Here is a 26,164-nt window from a genome sequence, read left to right as displayed (position 1 = left end):
AGATTTAATTTTTATGTATTTTTGATTCTTGTAATTTTTAGAATAGATATGGAAAAACCATTAAAATATGCCGTTTTTGGTTCCGGAAGTTGGGCAACAGCCATCGTAAAAATGTTATGCGAAAATTTAGATGAGGTAGGTTGGTATATGCGAAGTACTTACACCAAAGAGCATTTAATCAAAGAACAGCACAACCCGAGTTATTTAAGTTCGGTTGAATTTAAATTGGAACAACTTAAATTAAGTAACGATATTAACGAGATGGTAGCCTATGCCGATGTGTTGGTTTTTGTTATTCCATCTGCTTTTATGCACTCTGAATTGGAAAAGTTAACGGCAGATTTGTCCAATAAAACCATTGTTTCTGCAGTAAAAGGAATTATTCCAGAATCCGGCTTGCTAGTGGGCGAACATTTTCATGATATTTATAATATTCCTTTTGAAAATATTGCTGTTATCGCTGGACCTTGTCATGCAGAAGAAGTGGCGCTTGAACGTCTTTCTTATTTAACCATTTCTTGTGCAGATGCCAAAAAAGCCCAGGACATTGCCGACAACTTGTCCAGTAATTACATAAAAACAAAAATTAGCGACGATGTTATTGGTACCGAATATGCCGTTATGCTAAAAAACATTTATGCCATAGCCGCTGGAATTGCGCATGGTTTGGGCTATGGAGATAACTTCCAGAGTGTGTTGATGAGCAATGCCATTCGTGAAATGAAACGGTTTATAAAGAAAACCCATAAAATGAAACGCAACATTAATAACTCGGCTTATTTAGGCGATTTATTAGTAACGGGTTACTCGCTTTTTTCTAGAAATAGAATGTTTGGAAACATGATAGGTAAAGGCTACACCGTTAAATCTGCCCAAATGGAAATGAGCATGATTGCTGAAGGCTATTACGCTACAAAAAGCGCCTATTTAATAAACGAAAAGAACAAGAAGAAAACGCGTATTCCAATAATCAATGCGGTTTATGCTGTTTTATATGAAGGAAAAGATCCGAAGGCTACTTTTAAGAAGTTGGCGGATAAGTTGGATTAAAAAATTTCCTCTACCTCCTCTAAAGGAGAGAACTTGTTTACCAACTCAATTCCACCTTTTAAAAATGATGTCTAGGTCTATTTTTGGCCTGTACAAATTTCAGAAAAGGCGTTTTGATGAACTAGTTTTTTTGGAGCCTGTTTTGTCTGTAGCTTTCTACTCTATCACTTACAAGGTGTTTAAGACCTATAGAACCTACTAGCGATATAACAAGAACAGTTATTCCCTTATTAATAATCACGACGTTTAAATGACTAACAATTACGATTACAAATAAATGTATTAAATATAACGGATAGCTTAATTCTCCCACATATCGGTCGATTTTAGATTTTTTTGAGAGTTCAAAAATAAATGGAATAGCCATAAAAAACATCACGAAAAAAATTTGAGGTTTAAAACTGAAAGCTATTTTATCGTACATCGTTATTGCTATGATGACAAAAACCAAGATGGCCAAATTAACCTTTTGATTTAGCAATTTTATATGTTCTGATTTATAGAGCTTATATGAAAGAATCCCTAACAGAAAGAGTGGAAGTTCCGTTGGGAAAAACCTAAATGCCCAAGGAGTATGAGTTAATCCCAACTCTGTTCTCATTAGATACTTGAGCAAGGCAAAAATCATAAAAAGCCCTAAAACAATTGATAGTTTTCGACGAACAATAAAAGGTGCAATTAAGTAAAACATTAATTCCAGAGCCACCGTCCAAGCCTGTGGAATTAAAGCAAAAGCAAATCCATTTAAGGCCTTAATATTAAAATTTGGTTGGAAGAAAAATATTCCCGTATCCAGATTGATTTCAAAAAAGAGAAGCGTGTCCTGAAAGAATATAAAGACATTAGCAAATACAATGGCTATTATGCTTGACACATGCAGCGTATTAAAATTATCCTTAAACACATTTAAAGGGCCATAACTTGCACCACTTGTAACTACACTAAACAAGAGGGAACCACCAATTATAATTATTAAAACCGCCCAATAAACAGGATACAGACGTATAAATCTATTTGTGATAAATAACTTATAGGAATTATTTATTCCAATATATTTTTCATTTAAAATAAGCGCCATATAGAAGCCCGAAATAATATAAAAAGTTTGGACTGCTATTTTTCCTCCTAAAAAATCAAAACCATAAAAAGTTTGGGTGTGGGATATGATTACAATTATTGCAAGAAAAGTTCTAATGTGCCCCATTTAAAGATTTAAAATTATTGACTTGATCATACTTTGGATTGTTTGCTAAAATAATCATTTCTAGCTGGGAAAAACCAAGGCAATAAATTCTGTTGGTTTTTTAAAGAAACAATTATAACGGATTAGCAAACCTGTTATCTTCCATTTCATAGCATACCAATTCATGTAAAATCTTTCAAAAACCAATGGATCTGTGATTAGATGTGTTTATAGCGTTGAGATGACAACCAATACTTAAACTCGGTTTAGAACGCACTCTTCATTTTTATTTCCGTCTTTATAATTTGATCGACTGCTTGTCTGTATTTTACCGGGTTTGCTGCTTTCTTAATGGCTTTATATGTTTTTTGTGGGTTTGATGTAGCTTGGGAAAAGAACTCCCAAAATCCCAGCATTTTCATTTTTATAGGTGTTGGTCCAGATAAGTACTCGTTGTATTGCTGGTAAATAGTGTCATGAAATTCAGAAAAAATGGTCCATCTATTTTCGGGATATTCGGTGGTGTTATTTTTTATCATGCTGGGTAAAAACGGATCGGCAATTAAGCCACGGCCAATCATGAAATGATCGATGCTTGGAAAGCGATTTTCAATGGCTTTAAAAGCAGAAACACTTGTAATATCACCATTGTAATACAACTTGTGCTTGGTGCTGCTAATGCATGCTTCAAAAGCCTCTAAATCCACCGGACCCTTGTAAAGTTGCTTTCCAATCCTGGCGTGAATAGCAATGTTTTTAAGCGGATACTGATCTAAAATAGGAAAAGCATCTAGTATTTCTTCTGCGTTTTCGTATCCCATTCTCATTTTCATAGAAACCAAGATATCCGTTTCGTTGTGAGCTTTGTGTAAGACCTCGTTAATTCTATTTGGATTGCAAATTAAACCAGAACCCATTCCAGATTTAGTCACCATAGGATACGGGCAGCCCAGGTTCCAATTTAATTCCTTATAACCTAAGCTTTGTACGTATTTGGCAACGAATATAAACTCGTCTGGATCGTTTGTGATTACTTGAGGGATTACCTCTAAAGTGGTATTGTTTTCTGGTAATAAATCGTTTTGATAGGATTGCTTAATGTTTAGCTTTCCATTGAGTCGAATGTATGGTGCATAGAACGTATCGATACCACCAAAATAATGCTGAAAGGCATTACGAAATCTGAAATCTGTAAAACCTTGTAAAGGCGATGAAAGTAAGGTAGTAGCCATCTTATTGTTTAGTTGGGCAAAGATAGGTTAATTGATTGATGAATTTTAAGTAGGTCTAAAAACCTGAGTTTATTACTTCACCAAAACTCCTTTAACATTCATCAAGGGAAGGTTTTGCAAAGCCTTCAAATTAACTGTGTTTTTTCTAAAAAGATAGGTTTTATCGAACATGGTGTTTCCTTCAAAAAAAGTGACTTTAAAGGTGTTGTTTAAAGCAAAAAGATCTTCCTGCAAAAGCTCGATTTTGGCATAGCTTTTCGCAGGAAGTCTTTCTAATTGTTTTCTAAAAATAGCTGTTTTTTTGTCTTCAGAATAACCACTCGATACAATAAGAACCATCTCTAAATCGACGTCCTTATCGTTAATGATATAGGCATTCCAATCATGGGTTTTATAAATTTCGTTGTATTCGTTAACAATCGCTAGATATACGTTTTTAACCTCAGGAATTTGAATGTCTTTTCTCATGATATCGTTCTGTTTGTTTTTAATCAAACACTTCTTCGAGTTACTTATTTCTTAAACTTATTGCCAACCTCCACCTAAAGATCTATATAAACGCACTACGGATAAAAGTTGTTCTAATTTATTATCTATGGTACTGATCTCGGCTCTTAACACACTTTCTCTAGCTGTTAATAAGTCTAGGTAATTGGCATATCCGTTATCCAACAATTCTTCCGAATTGGATTCGGCACGTCTAAGTGCTTCCACTTCTTTTTCGCGGTATTGAAACTTATCAACCTCAGCCTGATAGCTATACAAGGCATCCGAAACTTCTTTTCCTGCCACAAGCAAGGTATTTTTGAAATTTAAAAGGGCTTGTTCTTGCTGCGCCTGAGAAACTTCATATTGTGTTCTAACTTTACGTTGGTTAAAAATAGGTTGCGTTAATCCGCCCACTAAATTAGCAAACAAAGCGTTGGTGTTGAACCAATTTTGAAACTCCAAACTTTGAAAACCTCCTGCTGCACTTAATGTTAAAGAGGGATAGAAACTAGTTAAGGCTACATTGGTTAGCTCAAAAGATTGAATAAAGTCACTTTCGGCAGCAATAACATCTGGTCTATTTCTTAATAAAACATATGGCACACCCAGTTTCATTTCGGTAGTAATGGCTTGTTCATCCAACGTACTTCTTTCAAAATGCTGTGGTTGCTTGGCCAATAAAATACTCAAGGTGTTTTCCAGTTTAAATATTTCTGTTTTAACTTCAATTTCAAGTGCTTTGGCGTTGTTATATTGTGCCACGTTTTGGTCGACAGCAACTTGGGTTACTTGGCCAGCATCTTTAAGCGCTTGAATGGTAGAAACCGTTTTTTCGCGTGTTTCAACCGTTTCATTTAAAATTTTCAACTGCGCATCTAAAGCTACCAATCCATAATATGCCGTAGCAATATTTTCAACAAGTCTTGTTTTTACAGCTTGATGGGCAGCAATACTTTTTAAATAACCCGCTTGAAAAGCACGTTTATTGCTTCTAATTTTTCCCCAGATATCAGCTTCCCAAGACAAAGACAAAACCGCTTCATAATTCTCCATGGAACCACCGCCAAACTGACCATTTTTAGATAGTTCCTGGCGCGAAGCAAACATCTGTCCGTTTAAGGTTGGCAAATAACCTGCTTTTCCTTGTTTCATATACGCTTCTCCAGCAATAATTTGCTGTATCGCTATTCTAATATCGATATTGTTTTGAAGGCCTTCCTCTATATATTGTGTTAAATACGGATCGGTAAAAACTTCTTTCCAAGATACATCTGCCATAGACAAACTATCTGTTGGCAGGTTATCTGTACGATATAAATTCTCGGTTTCATCTTTTAATTCCGGTCTTTCGTAATCTTTAGATACCAAACAGCTTTGCAAGGTTATGGCTAGCAATCCTAAAACCATAACTCTAGAAATCCATCTTTTATTTACAATTTTTTTCATCCTAATTATTCTTTTATTTCTTGATTTACGACTTCTGGAACTCCAGTAACTTTTTCTTGTAACCATTGGAAAACAACAAACAATACTGGGATAACAAAAACACCAAATACCGTTCCTACCAATAAGCCTCCAACAGCTCCAGTACCAATAGAGTTGTTACCAACAGCCCCTACTCCTTTTGCCAATACCAGCGGCGTAATACCTAAAATAAACGCAAAGGATGTCATTAAAATTGGACGTAATCTTACTTTAGCTCCATCGATGGCCGCATCTACTATAGACAAGCCATGTTGTCGTCTTTGGATGGCAAATTCCACAATTAATATGGCATTCTTAGCCAATAAACCTATTAGCATGATTAAAGCAATTTGGAAGTATATGTTATTTTCCAATCCTGTAAAATAGGTGGTTAAATAAGCGCCTGCAACCCCAACTGGCAATGAGAGGATAACTACCAAAGGCAAGAGGTAACTTTCGTATTGTGCGGCTAATAAGAAGTATACAAACAAGATACTAATCAGAAATATAACTGTTGATTGTCCTGCAGAAGCAATTTCTTCTCTTGTAATCCCCGAGTACGCCACTGAATAACCTTCCGGTAAATTGTTTGCTGCCAATTCGTCGATGGCTTTAATAGCATCTCCAGAACTAAATCCTGGGGTAGATGCACCATTTACAGTAACCGCATTAAATAAGTTGAAACGATTAACGGTTTGAGGACCGTACACACGCTTAAATGATACGTATTGCGAAATCGGCGTCATTTCGCCACTTGGTGTTTTTATAAGCATGCTGTTTAAGCTCGACTCATCTACTCGATCTTCTGGCAAGGCTTGGATAAACACTCTAAATTGCTTTCCGAAACGGCTAAAATCTGCCACATAATTACCCCCAATATATCCTTGTAAAGCCGATAAAATTGCACTGGTTGAAACTCCATTCTCTGTTGCACGTTCCACATTGATATCTAATTCCAATTGTGGGAAGTTGGTACTAAACGAATTGGATGCATAGGCAATTTCAGGTTGTTGATTTAACAGTTTAACAAAATCGTTTGCCGTATTATCCAGCTCAGTAAGCGGTCTGGCATTTCTATCCATTAAACGCATTTCAAAACCATCTGCACTACCAAATCCAGGAACACTAGGAGGTGTGAAAAAGATGATATTAGCATCAGGTATCATAGCAGCTTTTTGAAATAACTGACCAATAATTCCATTTACAGAAGTTGCATCTGTATCACGATCGTCCCAACTATCTAGAATGATAAAGCCCATAGCATTCGAGCTTCCTTGTCCTGAGAAAAAGTTTTGACCACTAATAAAGGAAGCTCCTTTAATACCATCAATTTCTTTTATCACTTTTTCTAAAGCGGCATTGACTTCAAACGTACGATCTAAGGATGAACCTGGAGGCAGCTCGGCATTCATAAATATAATCCCTCTATCTTCTGCAGGAACAAATCCTGTTGGAATGGCTTTATTTGCGGAGATAATTCCAAAAACACAGAGTCCTAAAATTACTACGGTTATCCATTTGTGCTGTATTAAAAAGCCTACAGATTTTGTATATTTGGCCAATGTTGCATTAAAACCAACGTTAAAAGCGTCGTAAAAACGCTGTAACAAAGATTTCTTTTTGTCTTCAGGATGCTCTTTATGTGGTTTTAAGAAAATGGCACATAAAGCTGGTGTTAAGGTTAATGCATTTACTGCCGAGATAAAAATAGCAATCATCAAGGTCACTCCAAATTGCTCATAAAAAACTCCCGAAGGTCCTTTAATAAAAGTAATTGGAATAAAAACGGCCATCATTACCAAAGTAATAGAAATAATAGCTCCGGTAATTTCGTTCATTGCAGAGATTGATGCTTTTTTGGCATCCTTATAACCTCCTTCCAATTTGGCATGGACGGCTTCTACAACCACAATGGCATCGTCGACCACAATACCAATGGCCAGAATTAATGCAAATAAGGTTAATAGGTTTATAGAGTAACCCAGTATATTTAAGAAAAAGAAGGTACCAATAATCGAAACTGGTACGGCAATAGCTGGAATTAAAGTCGATTTAAAATCTTGTAAAAAGACAAACACTACCATAAAAACCAATAAAAACGCTTCAATTAAAGTATGTACTACCTTATCAATGGACGCTGTTAAGAACTTATTGGTATCGTAGTTAATTAGATAATCCATCCCTTCAGGAAAATCCTTTTTAAGCTCGTCTAATTTTACATAAATATCTTCTATAATCTCTTGAGCATTAGAACCAGGTGTTTGAAAAACTCCAAAGTTTACCGCTGAATTTCCATTTGTTTTTGAAATTGAAGAATATGAGAAAGCATCTAATTCTACTTTTGCCACATCCTTAACCCTTAGAAATTGTCCGTTACCTAAAGCTTTTATAACAATATCCTCGTATTCCTTAGCTTCTTTATAACGTCCTTTATATTTTACAACATACTCAAAAGATTCTCCAGCATTCTGACCAAAAGATCCAGCAGCAGCTTCTAAACTCTGTTCGTTTATAGCTTTAGTAACATCTCTAGGCTCAATTTTATAAGCAGCCATCTTATCCGGATCTAACCAGATACGCATGGAATAATCCTTGGCGCCAAAGACATTTAAGGCACCTACTCCATTAATACGCTGTATTTCTGGCTTGATGTTGATGTTCAGGTAGTTTTGAATATAGGTGTCGTCGTATTCTGGATTGGTAGAATACACCGCAGCAAATAATAAGGCAGAGTTTTGTTGCTTTTGCGTTATAACTCCCGCACGTATAACTTCGGCAGGTAATAAGGCATTGGCTCTTGCAACCCTGTTCTGTACGTTTACGGCTGCAATATCTGCATCATAACCTTGCTCGAAAAACACTTGAATGGAGGCACTACCAGAGTTACTGGCAGTAGAAGTAATATAAGTCATTCCTTCCACCCCGTTAATTTGTTCTTCAATAGGAACCACCACGCTTTCTAAGATGGTTTCTGCGTTAGCACCTGGATAACTTGCAGTAACCTGAACTGTTGGAGGTGCAATATCTGGATATTGTGTGACTGGTAATTGTGTGAGACCCAAAACACCCAGAATAACAATGATTATGGATATTACTGTAGATAATACAGGTCTTTCAATAAATTTCTGTAACATAATTGGTTTTATTTAAAGACAGTCTCGAAAGAGTTAATAATACTATCTAATGGTTTTAGCATGGGTTTAATTTTAGTACCGGGACTTACTTTATTAAGTCCTTTAGCTAAAATAGTTTCTCCTACTTCAATTCCGTCGCCAACGATATACATGCGATTGGCATTTTTTAAAATAGTAATAGGTTTATCCACTAACGAATCGTTAACAACGGTATAAACAAAACTTTTACCTTGTCTTTCAAAAGTCGATTCGGCTGGAATTACTATCACATTCTCAAAACTTTTAGGAATTAAAATAGTACCACTACTTCCGTTTCTAAGTAACCCCATCTCGTTATCGAATCTGGCTCTAAAGGTTATGGTTCCAGTTTGGGTATTGATATCTCCAGTAATAGTTTCTATTTTCCCAGATTTATCAAATAACTGTCCATTTGCAAGACGCAATTTAACTTCTGGGAATTTCTCCAACTTCTCTTTAGCAGTTTCCCCTTTTGCTTCGGCCATAAACGAAATAAATTCTTTTTCGTTCATGGAAAAATAAGCAAAAACCTCTTTAATGGATGACACGTTGGTTAAAGGCAATGGATCTTGAGCGCTCACTAAGGCACCCATTCTGTAATTTATGGAACCCACAACGCCATCTACCGGACTTTTTACGTTCGCATAGTCTATGTTGGCACTAATACTATTGTAGGCACTTTGTGCTTGTAGCAGTTGGGCTTTTGCTGTTTCCAATTGCACTGGACTAATTATATTTTTATCAACCAAAGGTTTTAATTTATTCACCTCTACTTGCGCTGCATTCACATTTGCTTTTGCAGCGTTGGCATCTTGACTTAAAGATTGTGTTTCTAACCTAAAAAGAAGCTGTCCTTGTTTGACACTCTGACCCTCCTCTACTAGTACTTCTTTAATATAACCTGCAATCTTTGGGCGTACTTGACTATTTACTTTTCCTTCTATGGTTGCAGGAAAATTTTCGTGTGTAATAACATCTTGTTTCTCAACTTTTACAACCGGATATGGCATAACATATGCTGGTTTTTGTTCTGCTGGCTTTTTACCACAGCTACTTAGTACTAATACTAATGCGCACGGAATGAGGATGTTTAATGCGTGTTTTTTCATGTTTAGGATTGCGTTTTAAAGGTGTTGGCAACTATTCTGGTTTTTAAATCTGAAATAGATTCAATAGCTAATTTTAAAAATTTTATGTATTTATCGTGAAATGTTAAGTCGAATTCAAATTCGTTCGTTGTAGATTCTAATTGGTTTACTTGTAACTTATAGGCTGATATTTCTTGATGAAGCCTCTTTTCTGATTCCCATTGGGTTATCATATTCTCTATATTTTGTAAAAAATTAGCAGAATTGATAATGAAATACTTTTTTCTATCTCCGGTTTTAGTGAAGTAACTTATTCGATCTAAACTTTGTAAATGCGTTAAATGTGTTGAAATGGTGCTCTTACTAGCACTTAAGTTAGACACCAAATCTTCGAAGGTGCTCCCTTCTTTTCCTGTAAGAATAATATAAGCTAAAATACGGGCAGCCACAGGTGCTAAATGGTCTTTACCTTCCAAATGAACCCCCAGTTTTTCAACTAATTTATATTTTTCCTTTAATAATTTCGTCTCCATAATTACGGATTTTGCTGCAAAGATACAGCTAGTTCGGTAGTAACCGAACCAAACGAAGTTAAAAAAATGTTAAATACTTTAAGTATGCAAAAAAGCTAGAATTAAAGAGCTGATCTAAACTGTTCTAGAAAGCGGACATCGTTTTCACTTAAAAGTCTAATATCGCTAATTTGATGTAATAGCATGGCTATTCTATCGATACCAACTCCAAAGGCAAATCCGGAATATTCATTTGGGTCGATATGGCAGTTTTCAAGTACATTTGGATCCACCATGCCACAACCTCCAATTTCCAACCAACCTGTTCCTTTGGTAATTCGGTAATCGGATTCTGTTTCAAGACCCCAATATACATCTACCTCAGCACTTGGTTCCGTAAAAGGGAAATAAGAAGGACGAAGTCTAATTTTAGATTTCCCAAACATTTCTGTTGTGAAGTATTGTAGCGTTTGTTTTAAGTCGGCAAAACTCACGTTTTTATCAATATATAAGCCTTCCACTTGATGGAAAAAGCAGTGAGAACGCGACGAAATAGCTTCGTTTCTATAAACTCTTCCGGGAGAAATGGTCCTAATAGGCGGTTTATTGTTTTCCATATAACGCACTTGCACAGAACTGGTATGGGTACGTAATAAAATATCTGGATTGGTTTGAATAAAAAACGTATCCTGCATGTCTCTTGCTGGATGGTATTCGGGCAAATTTAAAGCCGTAAAATTATGCCAGTCGTCTTCAATTTCTGGACCATCACTAACATTAAAACCAATGCGACAAAAAATATCGATAATTTGGTTTTTAACGATTGATATGGGATGGCGTGCACCAATTTCTATAGGTTCGCCAGGACGAGATAAATCGCCATAAACCCCTTTAACCTCTTCTTTACTTTCCAGCTCTTCTTTTAAAGCATGAACCTTATCCTCTGCAGTTTTTTTAAGGGCATTTATAAACTGACCAAATTCTTTCTTTTGGTCGTTTGCCACGTTTTTAAACTCTGCAAAAAAGTCGTTTAAAAGACCTTTTTTACCTAAATATTTTATTCTAAAGGCTTCAACTTCCTCTTTGGATTGCGCTTGGAAGTTTTCGGCTTCGACAATAAGTTCTTTTATCTTATCTATCATGATATGGTTGAAAATGACTGCAAATTTAAGTATTTTAAACACAAAAAACTCCTTGAGTCAAGGAGTTTTTCTATTAAAATATTATGACTTACTATTGTCTAATAAAAACTTCTGTGTAAACAACTCCTTCGTCAACCTCTTCCACGTACATTTTATTGTTCTCAAATTTAACTTTTAGGGTATATGTGTCACCATCAGATGTTGTTGAATACATTCCATTACCCAGATTTTTCCACGTTCCGGAAGAGGCACCCTCTAAAACACAACCTCCATTAAAATCGTCTTCATAATTTTTAGCAGTAAAAGTTCCATTATCACTCACGGTAAGCGTAGTTTCAGCTTCGCATACGTCTAAATCAACTTCTATGTCATTAATAAAAGTTTTATAATATTTCCAATTGCCTATAAATTGGTCCTGAGCTGTTGAATCATCATCACTACCGCAAGATGTGAAAGCAAATGTGATAACACTGATTAATAAAATTATTTTTTTCATGAACTGATTATTTATTTTTTTAAAATTAAGTTGCTAATTTAATACTATTTGTAAATAATCAATAGTTTAAAAAAAATGTTATTCTATATATTTCGATTCTAAAAAGTAACTAACAATGGCCTCCTTCATCAGTACACTTTGCTCGCCTGCTTTTAAAGTTGGCAATTGTTCTTTAGTAATATAATGTGGCCAACCTTCCTCATCAAAATAATCAAATTCATAATATCCATAAGGCTCTAATAGCCTACAAATAGCAATATGCATGAGATCTAATTTATGGTCTTTTTTAAACTTTCTATCAAATTGCCCCAATTCTTGAACGCCAATTAAATAAATAATTGCGTCTAAATCCAAGGGATCGCCATCTGCAAATTGTTTGGATAGTTTAAGGACAACTAGTTCCCAGCGTTCTTTTAATTGTTCGTCTCTAGCCATGTATATTTCCTGTAAAAACAGAAGTTTTTTAGTTTAACTTAAAAAATAATTCTCGCAAAGTTAAGTTATATTTACAGAAATAAAGAATTTCGTAAAACGCTAAATTTATTTATTTTCGTTCCACAAAATGAGTTGAAATAACTAGTTTTGGTTGTTTCCTTGGTAGATTGAGGAGGAAACATGATCTAAATTGCTACTATGGGTGTTATTGATATTTTTTTATTGGGCTTTTTATTACTTGGATTGATTCGAGGGTTTTTAAAAGGTTTTTTTGTTGAAGTCGCTTCTTTAGTCGCTTTAATTGCCGGAATTTATGGCGCCATTCATTTTAGTTTTTATGTTGCCGAAATGCTTACAGACAAAGTAGATTGGGATGAAAAAACCATTAATGTTTCAGCGTTTGCTATAACCTTTATAGTAATAGTGTTAGTGATTGCCTTGGCGGGAAAAGCCATGACAAAACTTGCCGATTTTGCTGCTTTGGGAATTGTAAACAAGCTTTTAGGAGCTCTTTTTGGAGTTTTAAAAATGGCCCTTATTTTAAGTGTCCTACTCAATATCTTCGATAAGTTAAACACAACTATTACTTTTCTTGATGAAGAACACACTGAAAACACCGTACTTTATAAACCAGTGAAATCTTTGGCACCACTAATTTTTCCGCTTGTAATTAAATCTGAAGAATTTGAATTTCTTGAAGAGAACGAGAGTCCGGAAATTAAATAACCATCTGATTATAGCTGTTGGCTGTTGTGGTATTTTGCTAAAGTTTGTTTTTATAGGTAGCAAACAATTTCTCGAAAACCCTGAAATTCATTTTCGAATTACCGAAGAACCAGTTATTCTACAACCTCTCTTCATTTCAAGTATGGCTTCAATAAATAAAAACAGGTACAAAAAAAACCACTTTTAAAGTGGTCTTTTTGTTATTCTAAACGATAAATCTCTCGAATATCCTCCAAGTATTTATCGAAATCTATTTCAAGGTCAATCAGTTTTCCTGAATGCACATCGAACACCCAACCATGTACTTGTAAACCTTCATTTTTAATAGCTTTCTGTACTGCTGCCGTTTTAATTAAATTGACGCATTGTTCCTGTACATTTAACTCTATCAATTTATTGTAACGTGCTTCTTCACAGGCAATTTTATTAAGCACATCCCTATGCATTCTGTACACATCTCTAATGTTACGTAACCAAGGATTTAGAATCCCTAAATCGGCTGCTTCCATGGCTGCTTTTACACCTCCACACCCATAATGTCCACAAACAATTACGTGTTTTACTCCAAGTTGATTTACCGCATAATTAACAACCGACATTACGTTTAGGTCGATACTAATAACCATATTGGCAATATTTCTATGCACAAAGACATCGCCTGGGCCTAAACCCATTAATTCTTCAGCAGTAACACGACTATCAGAACATCCAATAAAAAGCAATTCCGGATTTTGCCCATTTCCCAATTCCGTGAAATAATTAGGATTAAGAGCTAGTTTATCCTTAACCCATTGGTCATTGTTTTTAAAAACTTGGTCTAATTTCATTGTTCGAATTTTATGTTTAATATGACGCTGAGTCTCTTCAAAAAAGAGTTTAAAATTAACGAAAAATGCTCATAAAAACCGAAATTAATTTCATTAAGCTTAAAACACAATCAAAATCCCCTTAGAATCAAACGCTTACTTATTGAAAATTCATAAATTTCAAGAATCGAAATAAAATAGATTTACTTTCAAAATTACATTCGTGTGACCGTATTTGGACGGTTGGAATTATAACGTAAAATAAAATATCCAATAATTGCGGAAACTAAAGAGCCCAATAAAATTCCTATTTTAGCAGAATCTATATATTCAGGTGTTGTTCTAAAAGCCAAACTTGCTATAAAAATAGCCATGGTAAACCCGATTCCCGCTAGAAAGGAGACTCCCACAATATGTGTTTTATTTATATCGGATGGAATGCTAATTATTTTCAGTTTTTTAGCTGTAAGTACAATGGTAGTCACTCCAATACTATTCCCTAAAATTAAACTTAACATCAAGGTTATGATCAAATCCCAGCTTAAAGCATACTGACTATCGAAGGCAACTCCAGCATTTGCCAGCGCAAAAACAGGAATGATTATAAAGGCTACCCAATCGTGTAATTTATGTTCCAATTGCTGTAACGGCGATTGATATTTACTGGTCCAATCCTGAAGATTATCTATTTCATCGATCTGTTCTTTCGAAAGAATAGGTGTCTGTAACACAGAAGCAGCTTTTAAGTTATCTGTAATTGTTTCCAAGTTTCCTATGAATGATTTCGTGGAAATTTTTTGATGGATGGGAACTGAAAACGCTAGTAAAATCCCTGCTAAAGTTGGATGAATTCCAGATTTTAGGAATAAAACCCAAATTACAATTCCGAAAATAAAGAAGGTGTATTTTAAATAAAGGTCCTTATAAGCCAAAAGGTATAATACAGCTAACATTCCTAAGGCAATAAGCAGTAAGGTTACTTCAATATTGCCACTATAAAAAATAGCAATTACCATTACAGCCCCAATATCGTCGACAATAGCAAACGCCATTAAAAATAATTTCAAACTTAATGGCACCCGATTCCCAAGCACATTTAATACAGCTAGGGCAAAAGCAATATCTGTAGCCATTGGCACACCCCAACCGTGAGACGTATCTGGATTTTGGTTAAAAATTAAATATAAGGTCACAGGAAACACCATTCCACCAATAGCACCTACTAGTGGAAAAGCCAACTTTTTGGTAGAGTTAAGTTCTCCAATTACAAATTCTCTTTTAATTTCCAATCCAATTAAAAAGAAGAAAATAGCCATTAATCCATCGTTAATCCAAAGTATTAAAGGTTTGTTTATTTCAAAGGTTTCGCTGGTAAAGCCAAGTTCATAATTCCATAATTCCTGATACATATGGCTCCAGGGCGAATTTGCCCAAATTAGGGCTAAAAGTGTTGCTCCTAAAAGCAAAAATCCACTTAAGCTTTCAATCTTAATATATTTTTGTAAGGGGGTTAAGATGGCTTCTTTTGTCATGTATGTGTGGTCTTATGTTGTACTAGGTATGCACCTATTATTTTAAATATTGACTTTTTGAAAATTTTAAATAAAAAACAAGTAATTATTTCACTTTTTTAAAAAGAATAATCACTCTATTTTAACATATACTATGTTGTTTTATATGCTTGCTACCAGGATAAAACTGGCTATTTAAAATTATGAATATCGCATAGTAAATTCTGGTGGCTGCAAGGCTGTTTCCAAAGCGTGCGCCATGTAAGTATCTAAACAATAAAAATGATATTTTGTTTTTTGAAGTTTTAAAATATTTGTTGTAGAATTAGAAGTAACGTAAAAAGGAATAATTTTTATTTGAGTTAGCTCGCAACTCTTGTTGCTCTCCCCTTCATTCACATTATAAAACACCGAGGTATCGAACGATTTATCTAAGACGGCTATCACTAAAGGTGCTGCCATTAGAAGGGTGAAGATTATGGTGAAATAAATGGAAATGCTAACTTTCTTCATTCAATATTTTAAAAATGAACGTCAAAGATACAATTTTGAAAATTTTTTATCTGTTAAATAAAAATTAAAGTGCTTTAATATCTTCTTTACTAATCCATCCAGTTTTACCATCGGAAAGCTTGATTTTCTTCCAATTGTTAACCGTATCCAAGATTTGGACCTTCGTACCTTCGTGCAAAACAAAGGCTTCTGAACTACGTAAATTAGGTTCATTCTTAACCTGGCTTTCTTGAACAAAAACGATAGCTGGCCTATCCAATTTATCTAGATTATATTTATGAAAAGCCAAAGACAAAGTTGCACAAGTTATAATCAAAAAAGTCATGCTAGCCACAAACGACAAACGTTTTTTAACTGTAGAATAAGCAAAATAATAACTTAAAAACACCAAAACAAACAGCAAAATAGACGCAATGGATATTTTTGCCCAAGTATCAAAACTAAAGGTATTGGTTAGATTTTTTGTAATCTTGGAAAGTCCAACTTCAGGCACAGAACCAATGGCATCTATGGTCATGTTTTTAGCAAAAGCTGCATTGTTTTTAATTTCCTTATCGTTTGGGTCTAATTGTAACGCTTTTTCGTAATAATAAATACTTGGTGCAATGTGGCTTAATTTATAGTGGGCATTTGCTAAGTTAAAGTACAAGGCTGCCGAGTGTTCACCATTTTCCAAAATAGTTTTATATTTTAAGATGGCTTGTTCGTATTCTCCATCATTATAAAGTGCATTTCCTTGTTCAAACAAAGACGTGTTTTGAGCAAAGCACACACTGGAAAATATAAAAAATATGCTGTAAATTATCTGTTTCATTGCTTTATTATAAATACTAATAGAACCTTTTTGTTGTTCAAAAAAAATAGCCGTCTTTCTAATCTCCTTATTTATTTGCTTTGTTTGTCTATTTCCGAAATTGTTTTTGCTGCCTGATCGTAATCTTGCTGCATTTTCACATTGGTAATTGGAGAATAACGCGCTAATTCGCAGTTTTCCAAAATTTCTGTAAACTCCAAAACAACTTCCTTATCTACCTGTCTTTCTATCAATAAGCTTTCAATGTTATCTTTACTCATTTCGCTGGTTTCGATATGCAATTTGGCCTTTAAATAGTTGTGTAGTGCTTTTTCAAGGGCAATATAGAAAGCCTCCTTATTACCTAAGGCCTTTTTAGCTTCACTCAAATAGCGTCTTGCCAATTTATCGGCTTTTCTAATTCTATTTCCAAACACATCGGCGTCTCGAACTTGTTTTTTCTTTCTAACTATAATGGCTAACGGAATGGCTAAAAGTGGCAACAATAAGCTGGTCCAGAATCCAGTAGTATTAAAGAAAGAACTTGTATTTACAGCTTGTAAATTGGCATCTGTTTTAATAAAAGCAAATTGTTGATCGCTAACTACAACAGGTTGTTTTCCATGATTAACATTGGCTATATTATTATCTGAAGCCGTCGTATTTGTTGGCCCTTCAAGTACATTGATAACTATTTCACCTGAAGAAATCTGTTTGTACGATTCTGTTTTTAAATCGAAATAGGAGAATGAAATGCTTGGAATTGGGTACTTGCCTTTATATTGAGGCACAATGGTATAACTGTCTGAAATACTTCCTTGCATGCCTCCTAAATTGGTAACGACATTTTCGCCATGTTCTGGTTCGTAAACCTCTAAAGAGCTAGGTAAAGTAAGCTTAGGAAGTTGGAACAATCTCAAATTTCCTTTTCCTTTTACTTCCACGCGAGCTTGTAAAGATTCTGACGCATTTAACTCCGATTTCGAAGTAATGACGTTGAATTCATATTCGCCAACCGCTCCAGTAAAGTCGGCTGGTTTCCCTTCTGTAGGTAACGGTTTTACATCTATGGTTCTACTTCCTGCCGAAACCGTTTTACTAGCCTGTGCCATTAATCTAGCACCAAAAATATCTCGTCTGTTTGTTGGCACTTCTACTGTAATATCCAGACTTAAAGGTTCTATTTCCAGCTTACCCGTTTTTTGTGGATAAAGTACCGTTTTTCTTAAAACCACATATCTATAATCCTCGCCTTTATACGTTCCGTTTTCAACTTTTAAACCTTTAATATCTATATTCTGACTCCAAAAATCGTTGAATCTTGGGTTATCAATTTCCCTCCAATTTCTAACTCCTGTATTTGGTGCGACATACAATTTGTAAACGACAGTTATCGCTTCGTTTAGATACGGATTGCTTTTAGACACCTCTGCCACCAAATGGATGTTGTTGGCAGCAATTTCGTCCGGATTGTTTTCGTCGTTAGGTCTATCTACTGCCCCAGTAATCACCACTGTTTGTGGTGTAGTTTTATAAATATCACCATCTATTTCTATGGTTGCCTGTTTTATGGTAAAAGACCCTCTTTGCTTTGGTGAAAGAAAATAACTATATGTTTTTTTATACGATCTTTGCCCATTCATCCAAGACGTGCTTACGGCTTGATTAGGACCACCAACAACATTAAAGCCAACAAAATCTGGCGGAGAAAAATTATCTCCATCTTTATTCATCTCGAAATCAATGCGCAATCTTTCGTTTATTCCTAACTTATTCTTGCTTAATTTGGCCTCAAAAGTAACTTGAGCACTAGCTAAGCTAGTACTTAATATTATTAGAAATAACGATATGTATTTTATAAGTTTCATATTAATAAACCCTTTTTTGATGTTGAAGCAAATTTCTAAAAAGGAGGATTTTTTTCTTTTCTATATGATTTGTTTTTAGATTATCTACCAATCTTTATCAGTTTCAATTTTCTCGCCTTTTTGTTTTTCGGCATTCATTTTCTCTTGAACTTTTTGTTCTTGTTTATTCATGGCTTCTAACAAGTTTTTAACCTGTTGTGGCGATAGTTGTCCAGGCTTTGGCTGTTGTTGCTGCTCTTTGTCCTGATTGCCTTGATCTTTATTATCTTCTTTGGGCTTGCCGTCGTTTTCCTTTTGGTCGTCGCCTTCTTTTTTATCTTGATTGCCTTTATCTTTATTTTCGTCCTTATTATCTCCTTCTTCCTGATCTTTCTGATCTTCGTTTTCTTGGTTCTCGTCTTGGTTTTGTTCTTTATTCTGGTCTGGATCCTTATCTCTGTTCTCGTCGTCCTTTTTATCGTCTTCTGGATCGTCTTGTTGTTGCTCGGCACATTCTTTTGCCAGACCAAAATTATAACGCGTCTCATCGTCGGACGGATTGTTTCTTAAGGCATTTTTATAAGCTTCAACAGCTTCTTTGCATCTTTTTTCTTTCATTAATATATTTCCAATATTATGAAAGGCTTTATGTTTTTCTTCTTTTGAAGTGGCGCTTTTAACAGCTTGTTGCAAACGGAATAAAGCTTCGGTATAGTTCTCGTTTTTATAATATGAAGTACCTAGATTGTAGGCTCCGGCCACAGATGACGCCTGCTCTGAAAGTGCTTTCCTGTATGCCATTTCTGCTGAAACAAAGTCGTCGTTAACAGCTTTTTCATTGCCTTCAAACACATAATTATTCGCTTTTTTTAAAGCCAATACTGCTTCCTTTTCTTTGTCCTTATCTTGAGCAAAGCTGGAAATAGACATGATGGTCAATATATAAACAAATACATGTTTCATTTAAATTCTAATCTTTTTCTTTAGCGACCCCTAATATATAAAACAGATACATGCTTGATAGTTAAAGGTTTTATAAAATTTCTTAGTTCTAGTAGAACTACTAAAATTAAACGGTTATAAGTTCTCGTTGAACAAATTTAGCTTCTTTAACCACGATGTTTTTCTATCCAATAAAAAGATATCCAAAAACAAAAGGGCTAAGGCAAGTGCCAAAAACCATTGAAACTGATCTTTAAAATCGGCGTATTGCTTGGCTTCAAATTCCGTTTTATCCATTTTGTTTAAAATATCTCGAATACTTTCTACAACTTCATTCGTGTTTTGTCCGTTAATATATAAGCCATCAGCTTCATTAGCAATAGCTTTTAAGGTATCCTCATCTAAGCGGGTAATAACCGTTTCGCCTTTAGAATCCTTTTTATAGTTCAAAACAACCCCATTTCTCTTGATAGGAATAGGACCTCCATTTGTTTGTCCCACTCCAATAGTGAAAATTCTAATACCTTCTTCATGGGCTTCTCTAGCTGTTTTTATGGTCCCTTCTCCATGATCTTCCCCATCGGAAATAATAATTAAAACCCGATTGGTTTCCTGGTCATCGTCAAAATAGGTTTTCGATAATTCTATGGCTTCATTTATGGCAGTTCCTTGCGAGGAAATCATATCGGTATTCATGTTCTGCAAGAACATTTTTGCAGCCGCATAATCTGTAGTAATCGGTAATTGCGGAAATGCTTTTCCAGCATAGGCAATAATTCCAACACGATCACTTGCTAGGTTATTAATGATTTGGGTGACCAATTGTTTGGTTTTTTCCAATCTGTTTGGGGCAATATCTTCTGCCAACATACTTTTGGAAACATCGATTGCAAAAACCACATCTACCCCTTCTCGCTTAACGGTCTCTAATTTTGTTCCAATTTTCGGATTTACTAAAGCCATGGTTAATGAAGCTATAGCCAAACAAATAACCGTTAGTTTTAAAATACTTTTAAAAAGCGATTGGTTGGGACTCAATCTTTTTAATTGCTGTTTATCGGCAAATTTCTTTTGTGCATGGCGTTTCCAAAGTTGAAGCACCAAAAAGAATAGGATTATTACAGGAATAACCGCTAATACCCAAAACCATATTTTTTCTTCTAATTGAAACATTAATTGTTTATTTGTTTGTCGTGAGTTTACTTAACCACGAATGAACGCCATTTTTTTATAAATTTATTGTTCTTAAGATTTCCTTGTGCATGGAAATAACACCAGATATTATATAAAACTTCTGAAAATGGTAAACCTCAACAACAATTCAAAAAGCAATAAAATACCTGCTAACATAACAAGAGGTCTAAATTTTTCTTGATAGTTGTAATATTTAAACTCTTCGATATCTGTTTTTTCAAGCTTATTGATTTCCTCGTAAATTTCTGCCAGTTTTTTATTATCGGTGGCTCTAAAATACTTTCCTCCAGTAACATCAGCAATTTCCTGCAATAATACTTCATCTATTTCCACTTGTGCTCTTCCATATTGAAACTCGCCATTTGGCAAAATAGCCATAGGGGTTAAAGCCATGCCATTGGTACCTATTCCAATAGTGTAGGTTTTTATTCCAAATTCTACTGCCAATTCACTTGCTGTTCTAGGCTCTATAAAGCCGGAATTATTAACCCCATCTGTAAGCAGGATAATAATTTTACTTTTTGCCTGACTGTCTTTTAAACGGTTTACGGAGGTTGCCAAACCCATTCCAATTGCTGTACCACCTTCAATAATGGTACTGTATTTAATGTCGTCCAAAGCGCGAAGTACAAGAGCCTTGTCACTTGTGATTGGTGTTTTGGTATAGCTCTCTCCTGCGTATTCCACCAAGCCAATTCTATCGTTTGTTCTTTCTTTTATAAACTGTGCCGCTACTACTTTTAAAGCTTCTAGTCTATTGGGTTTAAAATCCTTTGCCAACATACTTGCCGAAACGTCAATGGCTATAACAATGTCGATGCCTCGTGTGGTTTTTGTTTTTGTGGTTACATCAACCGTTCGAGGTCGAGCTAAAGCTGTTATAATTAAAGCCAAGACCAATAAGCGCAAAACAAAAAGCACATGTTTTAATTTTGGTAAGACAGAATTGCTTGTTTTAAAACCTTTTAAACTCGACATTCTAAGCTCGGCCGTTTGTTTATTGTATTTAAAAACATACCAAAGCACAGCTAGTGGAAGTAATAAAAACAACCAGAAATATTCTTTATTTATAAATTCAATTCCTTCAAACATTATTGATCTGCTTTTTTAAGTTCTATCGAATTAATAACTTTTTCAGATATTTTTTCCGCATAGGTATCGCCTGTTTTCCAAATCAGTAAGATTTGTTGCAAGACCACTTTATTATCTGATACAAACTGAAGCAAGGCATAATTCCCTTCATAATAACTGTCAGAATTTGCTCGTGGAATATTTAAGGTCCCAAAAGTTTTCAAGCCTTCTGCGCCATTAGGAGTGGTATATTTTTCCTGTTTTACAAAAATATCTGTAATCCCATTCTTCTCCAGATTATTGATGGTTTCTGATGCCACTTTTTGTAAATCGATGTCTTTTTTTTCAGCCTCTTGTCCTTGGTTTTCAAAGGTTGTTGTACTTACATTGATATGAATATTGTCTTGCAACGTACCATAAGTAAATGCTGAAGTTTTCAACTGTGCTTTGACATCATCTGGGACCGGTGGATTGTCTCGCTTTAAAACTTTTGGAGTAGAAATATCTATTGGTGGCACACCATATTCACTTCTTACCCATTGTCCTTCCAAGAGTTCTTTACTCTCATTTCCAAGAATGGTATCTGTTACATATCCAAAACCATATTTAACACCAAAACCTACAAACACGGCTATTAGCACTAAAACTGCAGCTAAACTTGTAAGTAAAATTTTTCTACGTTTACTTTTGCGTGCTTGCTTATCTTTATACTGCTGATCGAGAAGTTTTTCTTCTTCTGTTGGTTCTGGAAGTACTTCTTTAACATGATCTATCTCTAAATCGATGGTATTTCTATCTAATTTTGCCAACTCGACATCTGGAGCAGATTTTGCGAATTTCACCAAATCGGCTCGTTTAAAAATACTTTCCAAATTTTTAAGGGTTTCCTTACTTAAATCTATTTGGTTGCCTTCTTTTAAGAGGTTTAATCTTGAAATCAGTTCGTCTGTGGTACTTTCTAACGCGCGATCATAAACTTTTTCATCCAAATATCTACGAATGGCCAATGTTAAATCTGAATAGTATTCCTTGAGTTCCGCATTTTCCAAATAATTACTTTCGTCTAACTTTTTTAAAGCTAATTTAGCACGTTCGTAAGGTGGTAATAAAGCGATTTCCTCCTCTTCTGTCAACGGTTTTTTTCGCCATAAAAACCAATACAACAAAGCTCCAACTACTACCAGAAGCGCAGCTATTAGAAGTAAGGTTTTCCACCAATCTCCTGCACTTTTTTCTACTTCGATAATGGGTTTAATATCGTACAACCCTTGTTTTGTAGAATCTACTTCTATGGTGTTAACAATAACTTTTAAGGAATCTGTGAAAAATGCCTTATCTCCAATAAGTATTTTCTGTCTTGGAATGCTATATTTTCCTGAATCGAATTGCGTTAAGCCGTATTTTTTAATTAGAAGAAATTTCGCATCTTTCTTTGTTGTATCTACTTTAAAAGATTCGATCATTTCAAGAGGCATAAACGTTTGGCCCTCTGGAAATACGACCAAATCTAAAGAATCTACCTCCACTTGAATGTTGTAAATTATCTGTTCGCCAACTTTAATAGATGTTGAATCTATAGAAGTTGAAATGTCTTGTGAAAAAGACCATGTAGAAAACAGAATAAAGAGTATAGGAAACAGACTCAAAGCTTTACGGTTAAAGCTCGAACTAGAACATTTCTTAAATCTAAAATCGTTAATCATGAATTTTGAATCTTTTTAGCTTCTTCTTTTAAAATATCCCAATAACTTTTTGACATAACTTTCATCCACACGACAATCTAAAGAACCTGCACCAGATTTACTGAAACTATCTTTAAAATAAGCTACTTTCTCATGATAATATTTGCTATAATCCTGTCTTACTGATTTTGACCCAGTATTTACCAAAATAAACTCTCCCGTTTCGGCATCTTGCATTTGCACCATTCCTAAATTTGGAATGGCCTCCTCGCTTTTATCGTACACTCTAATCCCTGTAACATCGTGTCTTCCGGATGCAATTTTTAGGGTTTGCTTATAATCGTCTGCCATAAAATCGCTTAAAAGAAAAACTATGGCTCTTTTTTTCATCACGTTGGACAAGAATTTTAAGGCTTCAGCAATATCCGTTTTTTTACTCTTGGGTTTAAATTCAATCAACTCACGAATAATACGAAGCACATGCGAACGTCCTTTTTTAGGGGGAATGTATAATTCGATTCCATCCGAAAACAGAATCAAACCTATTTTATCGTTGTTTTGAGTGGCCGAAAACGCTAAGGTTGCAGCTATTTCGGTAACAATTTCGTTCTTAAATTGGTCTTGTGTCCCAAATAATCCAGAACCCGAAACATCTACCATTAGCATCATGGTTAGCTCGCGTTCTTCTTCAAAAATCTTAATATGTGGCTCACTATATCGAGCCGTTACGTTCCAATCAATATTTCTTACATCGTCTCCGTATTGATACTTTCTTACTTCAGAAAAAGTCATACCACGACCTTTGAAGGTAGAATGATATTCGCCCCCAAAAATATGATTAGACAAGCGCCGTGTCTTAATCTCGATTTTTCGTACTTTCTTTAGTAATTCTTTAGTATCCATGATTTAGATTCAAGATTTAATATTTAAAATTCAAAATTGAATAACTCTGAATTTAGAATTTGAAACTTTGAACTATTAAGGTACTTCAATCTGGTTTACAATTTTGTTGATAATGTCCACTGAAGTTATATTTTCTGCTTCGGCTTCGTAGGTAATTCCTATTCTATGACGCAACACATCATAAACTACTGCTCGAACATCTTCGGGAATTACATAGCCACGACGTTTTATAAAAGCGTAGCATTTAGCCGCTGTTGCCATGTTGATACTTCCACGTGGCGAAGCTCCAAAAGAGATAAGTGGTTTTAAATCGGCTAGGTTATATTTTTCTGGAAAACGTGTAGCAAACACAATATCCAAGATATATTTTTCAATTTTTTCGTCCATATACACTTCACGAACGGCACTTTGGGCTCTTAAAATTTGTTCCACAGAAACCACAGGATTCACTTTTTCGAAAGCGCCTTTTAAATTAGCTCTAACAATTAATTGCTCATCCTCGAGTTTTGGATATTCTATAATTGTTTTAAGCATAAAACGGTCCACTTGTGCTTCTGGTAACGGATATGTTCCTTCCTGCTCTACTGGGTTCATGGTAGCCATTACTAAAAAGGGCTTGTCCAAAATATAGGTTTCATCGCCAATAGTAACTTGTTTTTCTTGCATGGCCTCCAATAAAGCCGATTGTACTTTTGCAGGTGCTCTGTTAATCTCATCTGCTAAGACGAAATTTGCGAAAATGGGTCCTTTTTTGATAGTGAAGTCGTTTTCCTTCATGTTATAAATTAAGGTACCCGTTACATCGGCTGGCAATAAATCTGGCGTAAACTGAATTCTACTAAAACTAGCATCAACAGCTTGTGCCAGTGTATTAATAGCTAAAGTTTTTGCCAATCCAGGAACACCTTCCAATAAAATATGTCCTTGACCCAACAAACCAATAAGTAATCTTTCTACCATGTGTTTTTGACCTATGATTACTTTATTCATTTCTAAAGTAAGCAAATCAACAAAAGCACTTTCTTTTTCAATTTTCTCGTTAATTGACTTAATATCAATTGTACTGGTATCTTCCATCATTTTATTATTTTTATCGCTCGAATATAACATCCTTTAAATAGCCATGCAAATTGTTAAAATTTTTGCTTGATTGCTGTTAATAATTGGTTAAAAATTAAAGAGCAGCACTATTAGTGCTGCTCTTTAACAAATATTTTAATAATAATTTTACTGAATCAATGTAATTAAACCAAGATTTAAAGTTTGACCCATGGAAATTTCAACATCCTCGATAACTAATGTTTGATAACTTGAAGTAGGATCTGGTGTTACTGTAACATCATAGATTCCTTCAGGCAAACCAACAACTGCAAAGTCTCCATTAGCATCGGTATAGGCCGAAGCTGTTAAAGCACCATCACTAACTGTTACAACCGATTGCATATCGGATGGCGAAACAGTACCACTTAAAGCACCCGTATTTGCTTCAACGCTAGCTCGAATAACAGGTTTTAAGTTTATGTTTCCTGAATTACCCGCTATAACAATAGATTTATCTACATCAAAATCCAACAAAAATGTGTAATGAATATTAGGAGCCAAAGCTTCATTTACTTTAATTTTTAATCCAGATTGTTGTGCACTCGGCGTGTTTAACGGATAAGTAACCCCATCCATAACAACTGTGTTATTTTCTCCAAGAATTAATCTTATCTGGTTTAAGGTTCCCGATGGAATCTCATAACCATCAACAAGCAATACATTTATTCCTCCAGTTAGTTCCAATAAGTCGTAAATACCAGGATTAATAGCTTCCAAGCTTATCCAACCACTCTCATCATCATTCGTGTCGTTAACTTTCACTTTAACATCCATAACTTCGATAAAAACATGATCATAGTCTCCAGGATTATCCATTAACTTAACAGAAATC

Annotated in this window: 24 protein-coding genes; 2 read left to right on the top strand and 22 right to left on the bottom strand. The window is 34.8% G+C overall.

What is annotated here, in order from left to right:
- The first annotated feature begins 48 nt into the window (after positions 1 to 48).
- Positions 49 to 1,050 (top strand): NAD(P)H-dependent glycerol-3-phosphate dehydrogenase, encoded by a 1,002-nt coding sequence (locus VKY47_RS07430; RefSeq protein WP_324311678.1) that lies wholly within the window; start codon positions 49 to 51, stop codon positions 1,048 to 1,050.
- A gap of 121 nt (positions 1,051 to 1,171) precedes the next feature.
- Here VKY47_RS07430 and VKY47_RS07425 read toward each other — a convergent pair whose 3' ends face one another.
- The 10 genes from VKY47_RS07425 to VKY47_RS07380 all read right to left on the bottom strand — a co-directional run bounded on the left by VKY47_RS07425 (position 1,172) and on the right by VKY47_RS07380 (position 12,243).
- Positions 1,172 to 2,254 carry an acyltransferase family protein gene (locus tag VKY47_RS07425; protein WP_324311676.1) on the bottom strand — a complete coding sequence of 361 codons (1,083 nt, stop codon included), beginning with the start codon at positions 2,252 to 2,254 and terminating at the stop codon, positions 1,172 to 1,174.
- A gap of 245 nt (positions 2,255 to 2,499) precedes the next feature.
- Positions 2,500 to 3,465, bottom strand: a complete 966-nt coding sequence (locus tag VKY47_RS07420; RefSeq protein ID WP_324311675.1) for a tRNA dihydrouridine synthase — start codon at positions 3,463 to 3,465, stop codon at positions 2,500 to 2,502.
- 72 nt (positions 3,466 to 3,537) lie between these two features.
- Positions 3,538 to 3,933 (bottom strand): hypothetical protein, encoded by a 396-nt coding sequence (locus VKY47_RS07415; protein ID WP_324311674.1) that lies wholly within the window; start codon positions 3,931 to 3,933, stop codon positions 3,538 to 3,540.
- A gap of 57 nt (positions 3,934 to 3,990) precedes the next feature.
- Positions 3,991 to 5,400 carry a TolC family protein gene (locus VKY47_RS07410; protein ID WP_324311672.1) on the bottom strand — a complete coding sequence of 470 codons (1,410 nt, stop codon included), beginning with the start codon at positions 5,398 to 5,400 and terminating at the stop codon, positions 3,991 to 3,993.
- A 5-nt stretch (positions 5,401 to 5,405) separates the two neighbouring features.
- Positions 5,406 to 8,552 carry an efflux RND transporter permease subunit gene (locus VKY47_RS07405; RefSeq protein WP_324311670.1) on the bottom strand — a complete coding sequence of 1,049 codons (3,147 nt, stop codon included), beginning with the start codon at positions 8,550 to 8,552 and terminating at the stop codon, positions 5,406 to 5,408.
- An 8-nt stretch (positions 8,553 to 8,560) separates the two neighbouring features.
- Complete coding sequence (locus VKY47_RS07400) at positions 8,561 to 9,679, bottom strand: efflux RND transporter periplasmic adaptor subunit (protein ID WP_324311668.1); 1,119 nt, start codon at positions 9,677 to 9,679, stop codon at positions 8,561 to 8,563.
- A 2-nt stretch (positions 9,680 to 9,681) separates the two neighbouring features.
- Complete coding sequence (locus VKY47_RS07395; RefSeq protein ID WP_324311666.1) at positions 9,682 to 10,191, bottom strand: GbsR/MarR family transcriptional regulator; 510 nt, start codon at positions 10,189 to 10,191, stop codon at positions 9,682 to 9,684.
- Between the two features lie 101 nt (positions 10,192 to 10,292).
- Positions 10,293 to 11,312, bottom strand: a complete 1,020-nt coding sequence (gene pheS / locus VKY47_RS07390; RefSeq protein ID WP_324311664.1) for a phenylalanine--tRNA ligase subunit alpha — start codon at positions 11,310 to 11,312, stop codon at positions 10,293 to 10,295.
- 91 nt (positions 11,313 to 11,403) lie between these two features.
- A complete protein-coding gene (locus VKY47_RS07385) occupies positions 11,404 to 11,808 on the bottom strand; it encodes a hypothetical protein (protein ID WP_324311662.1) in 405 nt (134 codons plus the stop codon).
- Between the two features lie 78 nt (positions 11,809 to 11,886).
- Positions 11,887 to 12,243: a hypothetical protein gene (locus VKY47_RS07380; RefSeq protein WP_324311661.1), complete on the bottom strand. Its 357-nt coding sequence runs from the start codon at positions 12,241 to 12,243 to the stop codon at positions 11,887 to 11,889.
- Between the two features lie 198 nt (positions 12,244 to 12,441).
- Here VKY47_RS07380 and VKY47_RS07375 point away from each other — a divergent pair, with 198 nt between their 5' ends.
- The gene (locus VKY47_RS07375; protein WP_324311659.1) at positions 12,442 to 12,969 is read left to right on the top strand and encodes a CvpA family protein; all 528 of its coding nucleotides are present in this window, start codon (positions 12,442 to 12,444) and stop codon (positions 12,967 to 12,969) included.
- 200 nt (positions 12,970 to 13,169) lie between these two features.
- Here the strand turns inward: VKY47_RS07375 and VKY47_RS07370 are convergent, their stop codons facing one another.
- From VKY47_RS07370 to VKY47_RS07315, 12 genes are all read right to left on the bottom strand, one after another.
- Entirely contained in the window at positions 13,170 to 13,796 is a 627-nt protein-coding gene (locus VKY47_RS07370) for a carbonic anhydrase (RefSeq protein WP_324311657.1), read from the bottom strand.
- A 194-nt stretch (positions 13,797 to 13,990) separates the two neighbouring features.
- A complete protein-coding gene (gene nhaA / locus VKY47_RS07365; RefSeq protein WP_324311656.1) occupies positions 13,991 to 15,307 on the bottom strand; it encodes a Na+/H+ antiporter NhaA in 1,317 nt (438 codons plus the stop codon).
- 180 nt (positions 15,308 to 15,487) lie between these two features.
- The gene (locus VKY47_RS07360; RefSeq protein WP_324311654.1) at positions 15,488 to 15,799 is read right to left on the bottom strand and encodes a hypothetical protein; all 312 of its coding nucleotides are present in this window, start codon (positions 15,797 to 15,799) and stop codon (positions 15,488 to 15,490) included.
- Positions 15,800 to 15,863: 64 nt separating this feature from the next.
- On the bottom strand, positions 15,864 to 16,613 hold the full coding sequence (locus VKY47_RS07355) for a tetratricopeptide repeat protein (RefSeq protein ID WP_324311652.1): 750 nt from the start codon (positions 16,611 to 16,613) through the stop codon (positions 15,864 to 15,866).
- Positions 16,614 to 16,684: 71 nt separating this feature from the next.
- On the bottom strand, positions 16,685 to 18,460 hold the full coding sequence (locus VKY47_RS07350; RefSeq protein ID WP_324311650.1) for a BatD family protein: 1,776 nt from the start codon (positions 18,458 to 18,460) through the stop codon (positions 16,685 to 16,687).
- An 84-nt stretch (positions 18,461 to 18,544) separates the two neighbouring features.
- Positions 18,545 to 19,402 carry a tetratricopeptide repeat protein gene (locus VKY47_RS07345; protein ID WP_324311648.1) on the bottom strand — a complete coding sequence of 286 codons (858 nt, stop codon included), beginning with the start codon at positions 19,400 to 19,402 and terminating at the stop codon, positions 18,545 to 18,547.
- Between the two features lie 114 nt (positions 19,403 to 19,516).
- A complete protein-coding gene (locus VKY47_RS07340; RefSeq protein ID WP_324311646.1) occupies positions 19,517 to 20,554 on the bottom strand; it encodes a VWA domain-containing protein in 1,038 nt (345 codons plus the stop codon).
- A 108-nt stretch (positions 20,555 to 20,662) separates the two neighbouring features.
- The gene (locus VKY47_RS07335; protein ID WP_324311645.1) at positions 20,663 to 21,667 is read right to left on the bottom strand and encodes a vWA domain-containing protein; all 1,005 of its coding nucleotides are present in this window, start codon (positions 21,665 to 21,667) and stop codon (positions 20,663 to 20,665) included.
- A complete protein-coding gene (locus tag VKY47_RS07330; RefSeq protein WP_324311643.1) occupies positions 21,667 to 23,349 on the bottom strand; it encodes a hypothetical protein in 1,683 nt (560 codons plus the stop codon). Before VKY47_RS07330 ends, VKY47_RS07335 begins: the two co-directional genes overlap by 1 nt.
- 15 nt (positions 23,350 to 23,364) lie before the next feature.
- Positions 23,365 to 24,231, bottom strand: a complete 867-nt coding sequence (locus tag VKY47_RS07325) for a DUF58 domain-containing protein (RefSeq protein WP_324311642.1) — start codon at positions 24,229 to 24,231, stop codon at positions 23,365 to 23,367.
- Positions 24,232 to 24,306: 75 nt separating this feature from the next.
- On the bottom strand, positions 24,307 to 25,311 hold the full coding sequence (locus tag VKY47_RS07320; protein ID WP_324311640.1) for an AAA family ATPase: 1,005 nt from the start codon (positions 25,309 to 25,311) through the stop codon (positions 24,307 to 24,309).
- 147 nt (positions 25,312 to 25,458) lie between these two features.
- On the bottom strand, positions 25,459 to 26,164 hold a 706-nt coding region (locus tag VKY47_RS07315; RefSeq protein ID WP_324311638.1), incomplete at its 5' end, for a DUF4382 domain-containing protein.

Source organism: Xanthomarina sp. (genome assembly GCF_035306705.1).
Taxonomy (GTDB): domain Bacteria; phylum Bacteroidota; class Bacteroidia; order Flavobacteriales; family Flavobacteriaceae; genus Xanthomarina.
The sequence above is the reverse complement of the archived record's forward strand: the minus strand, read 5'-3'. Positions and strand labels throughout refer to the sequence as shown.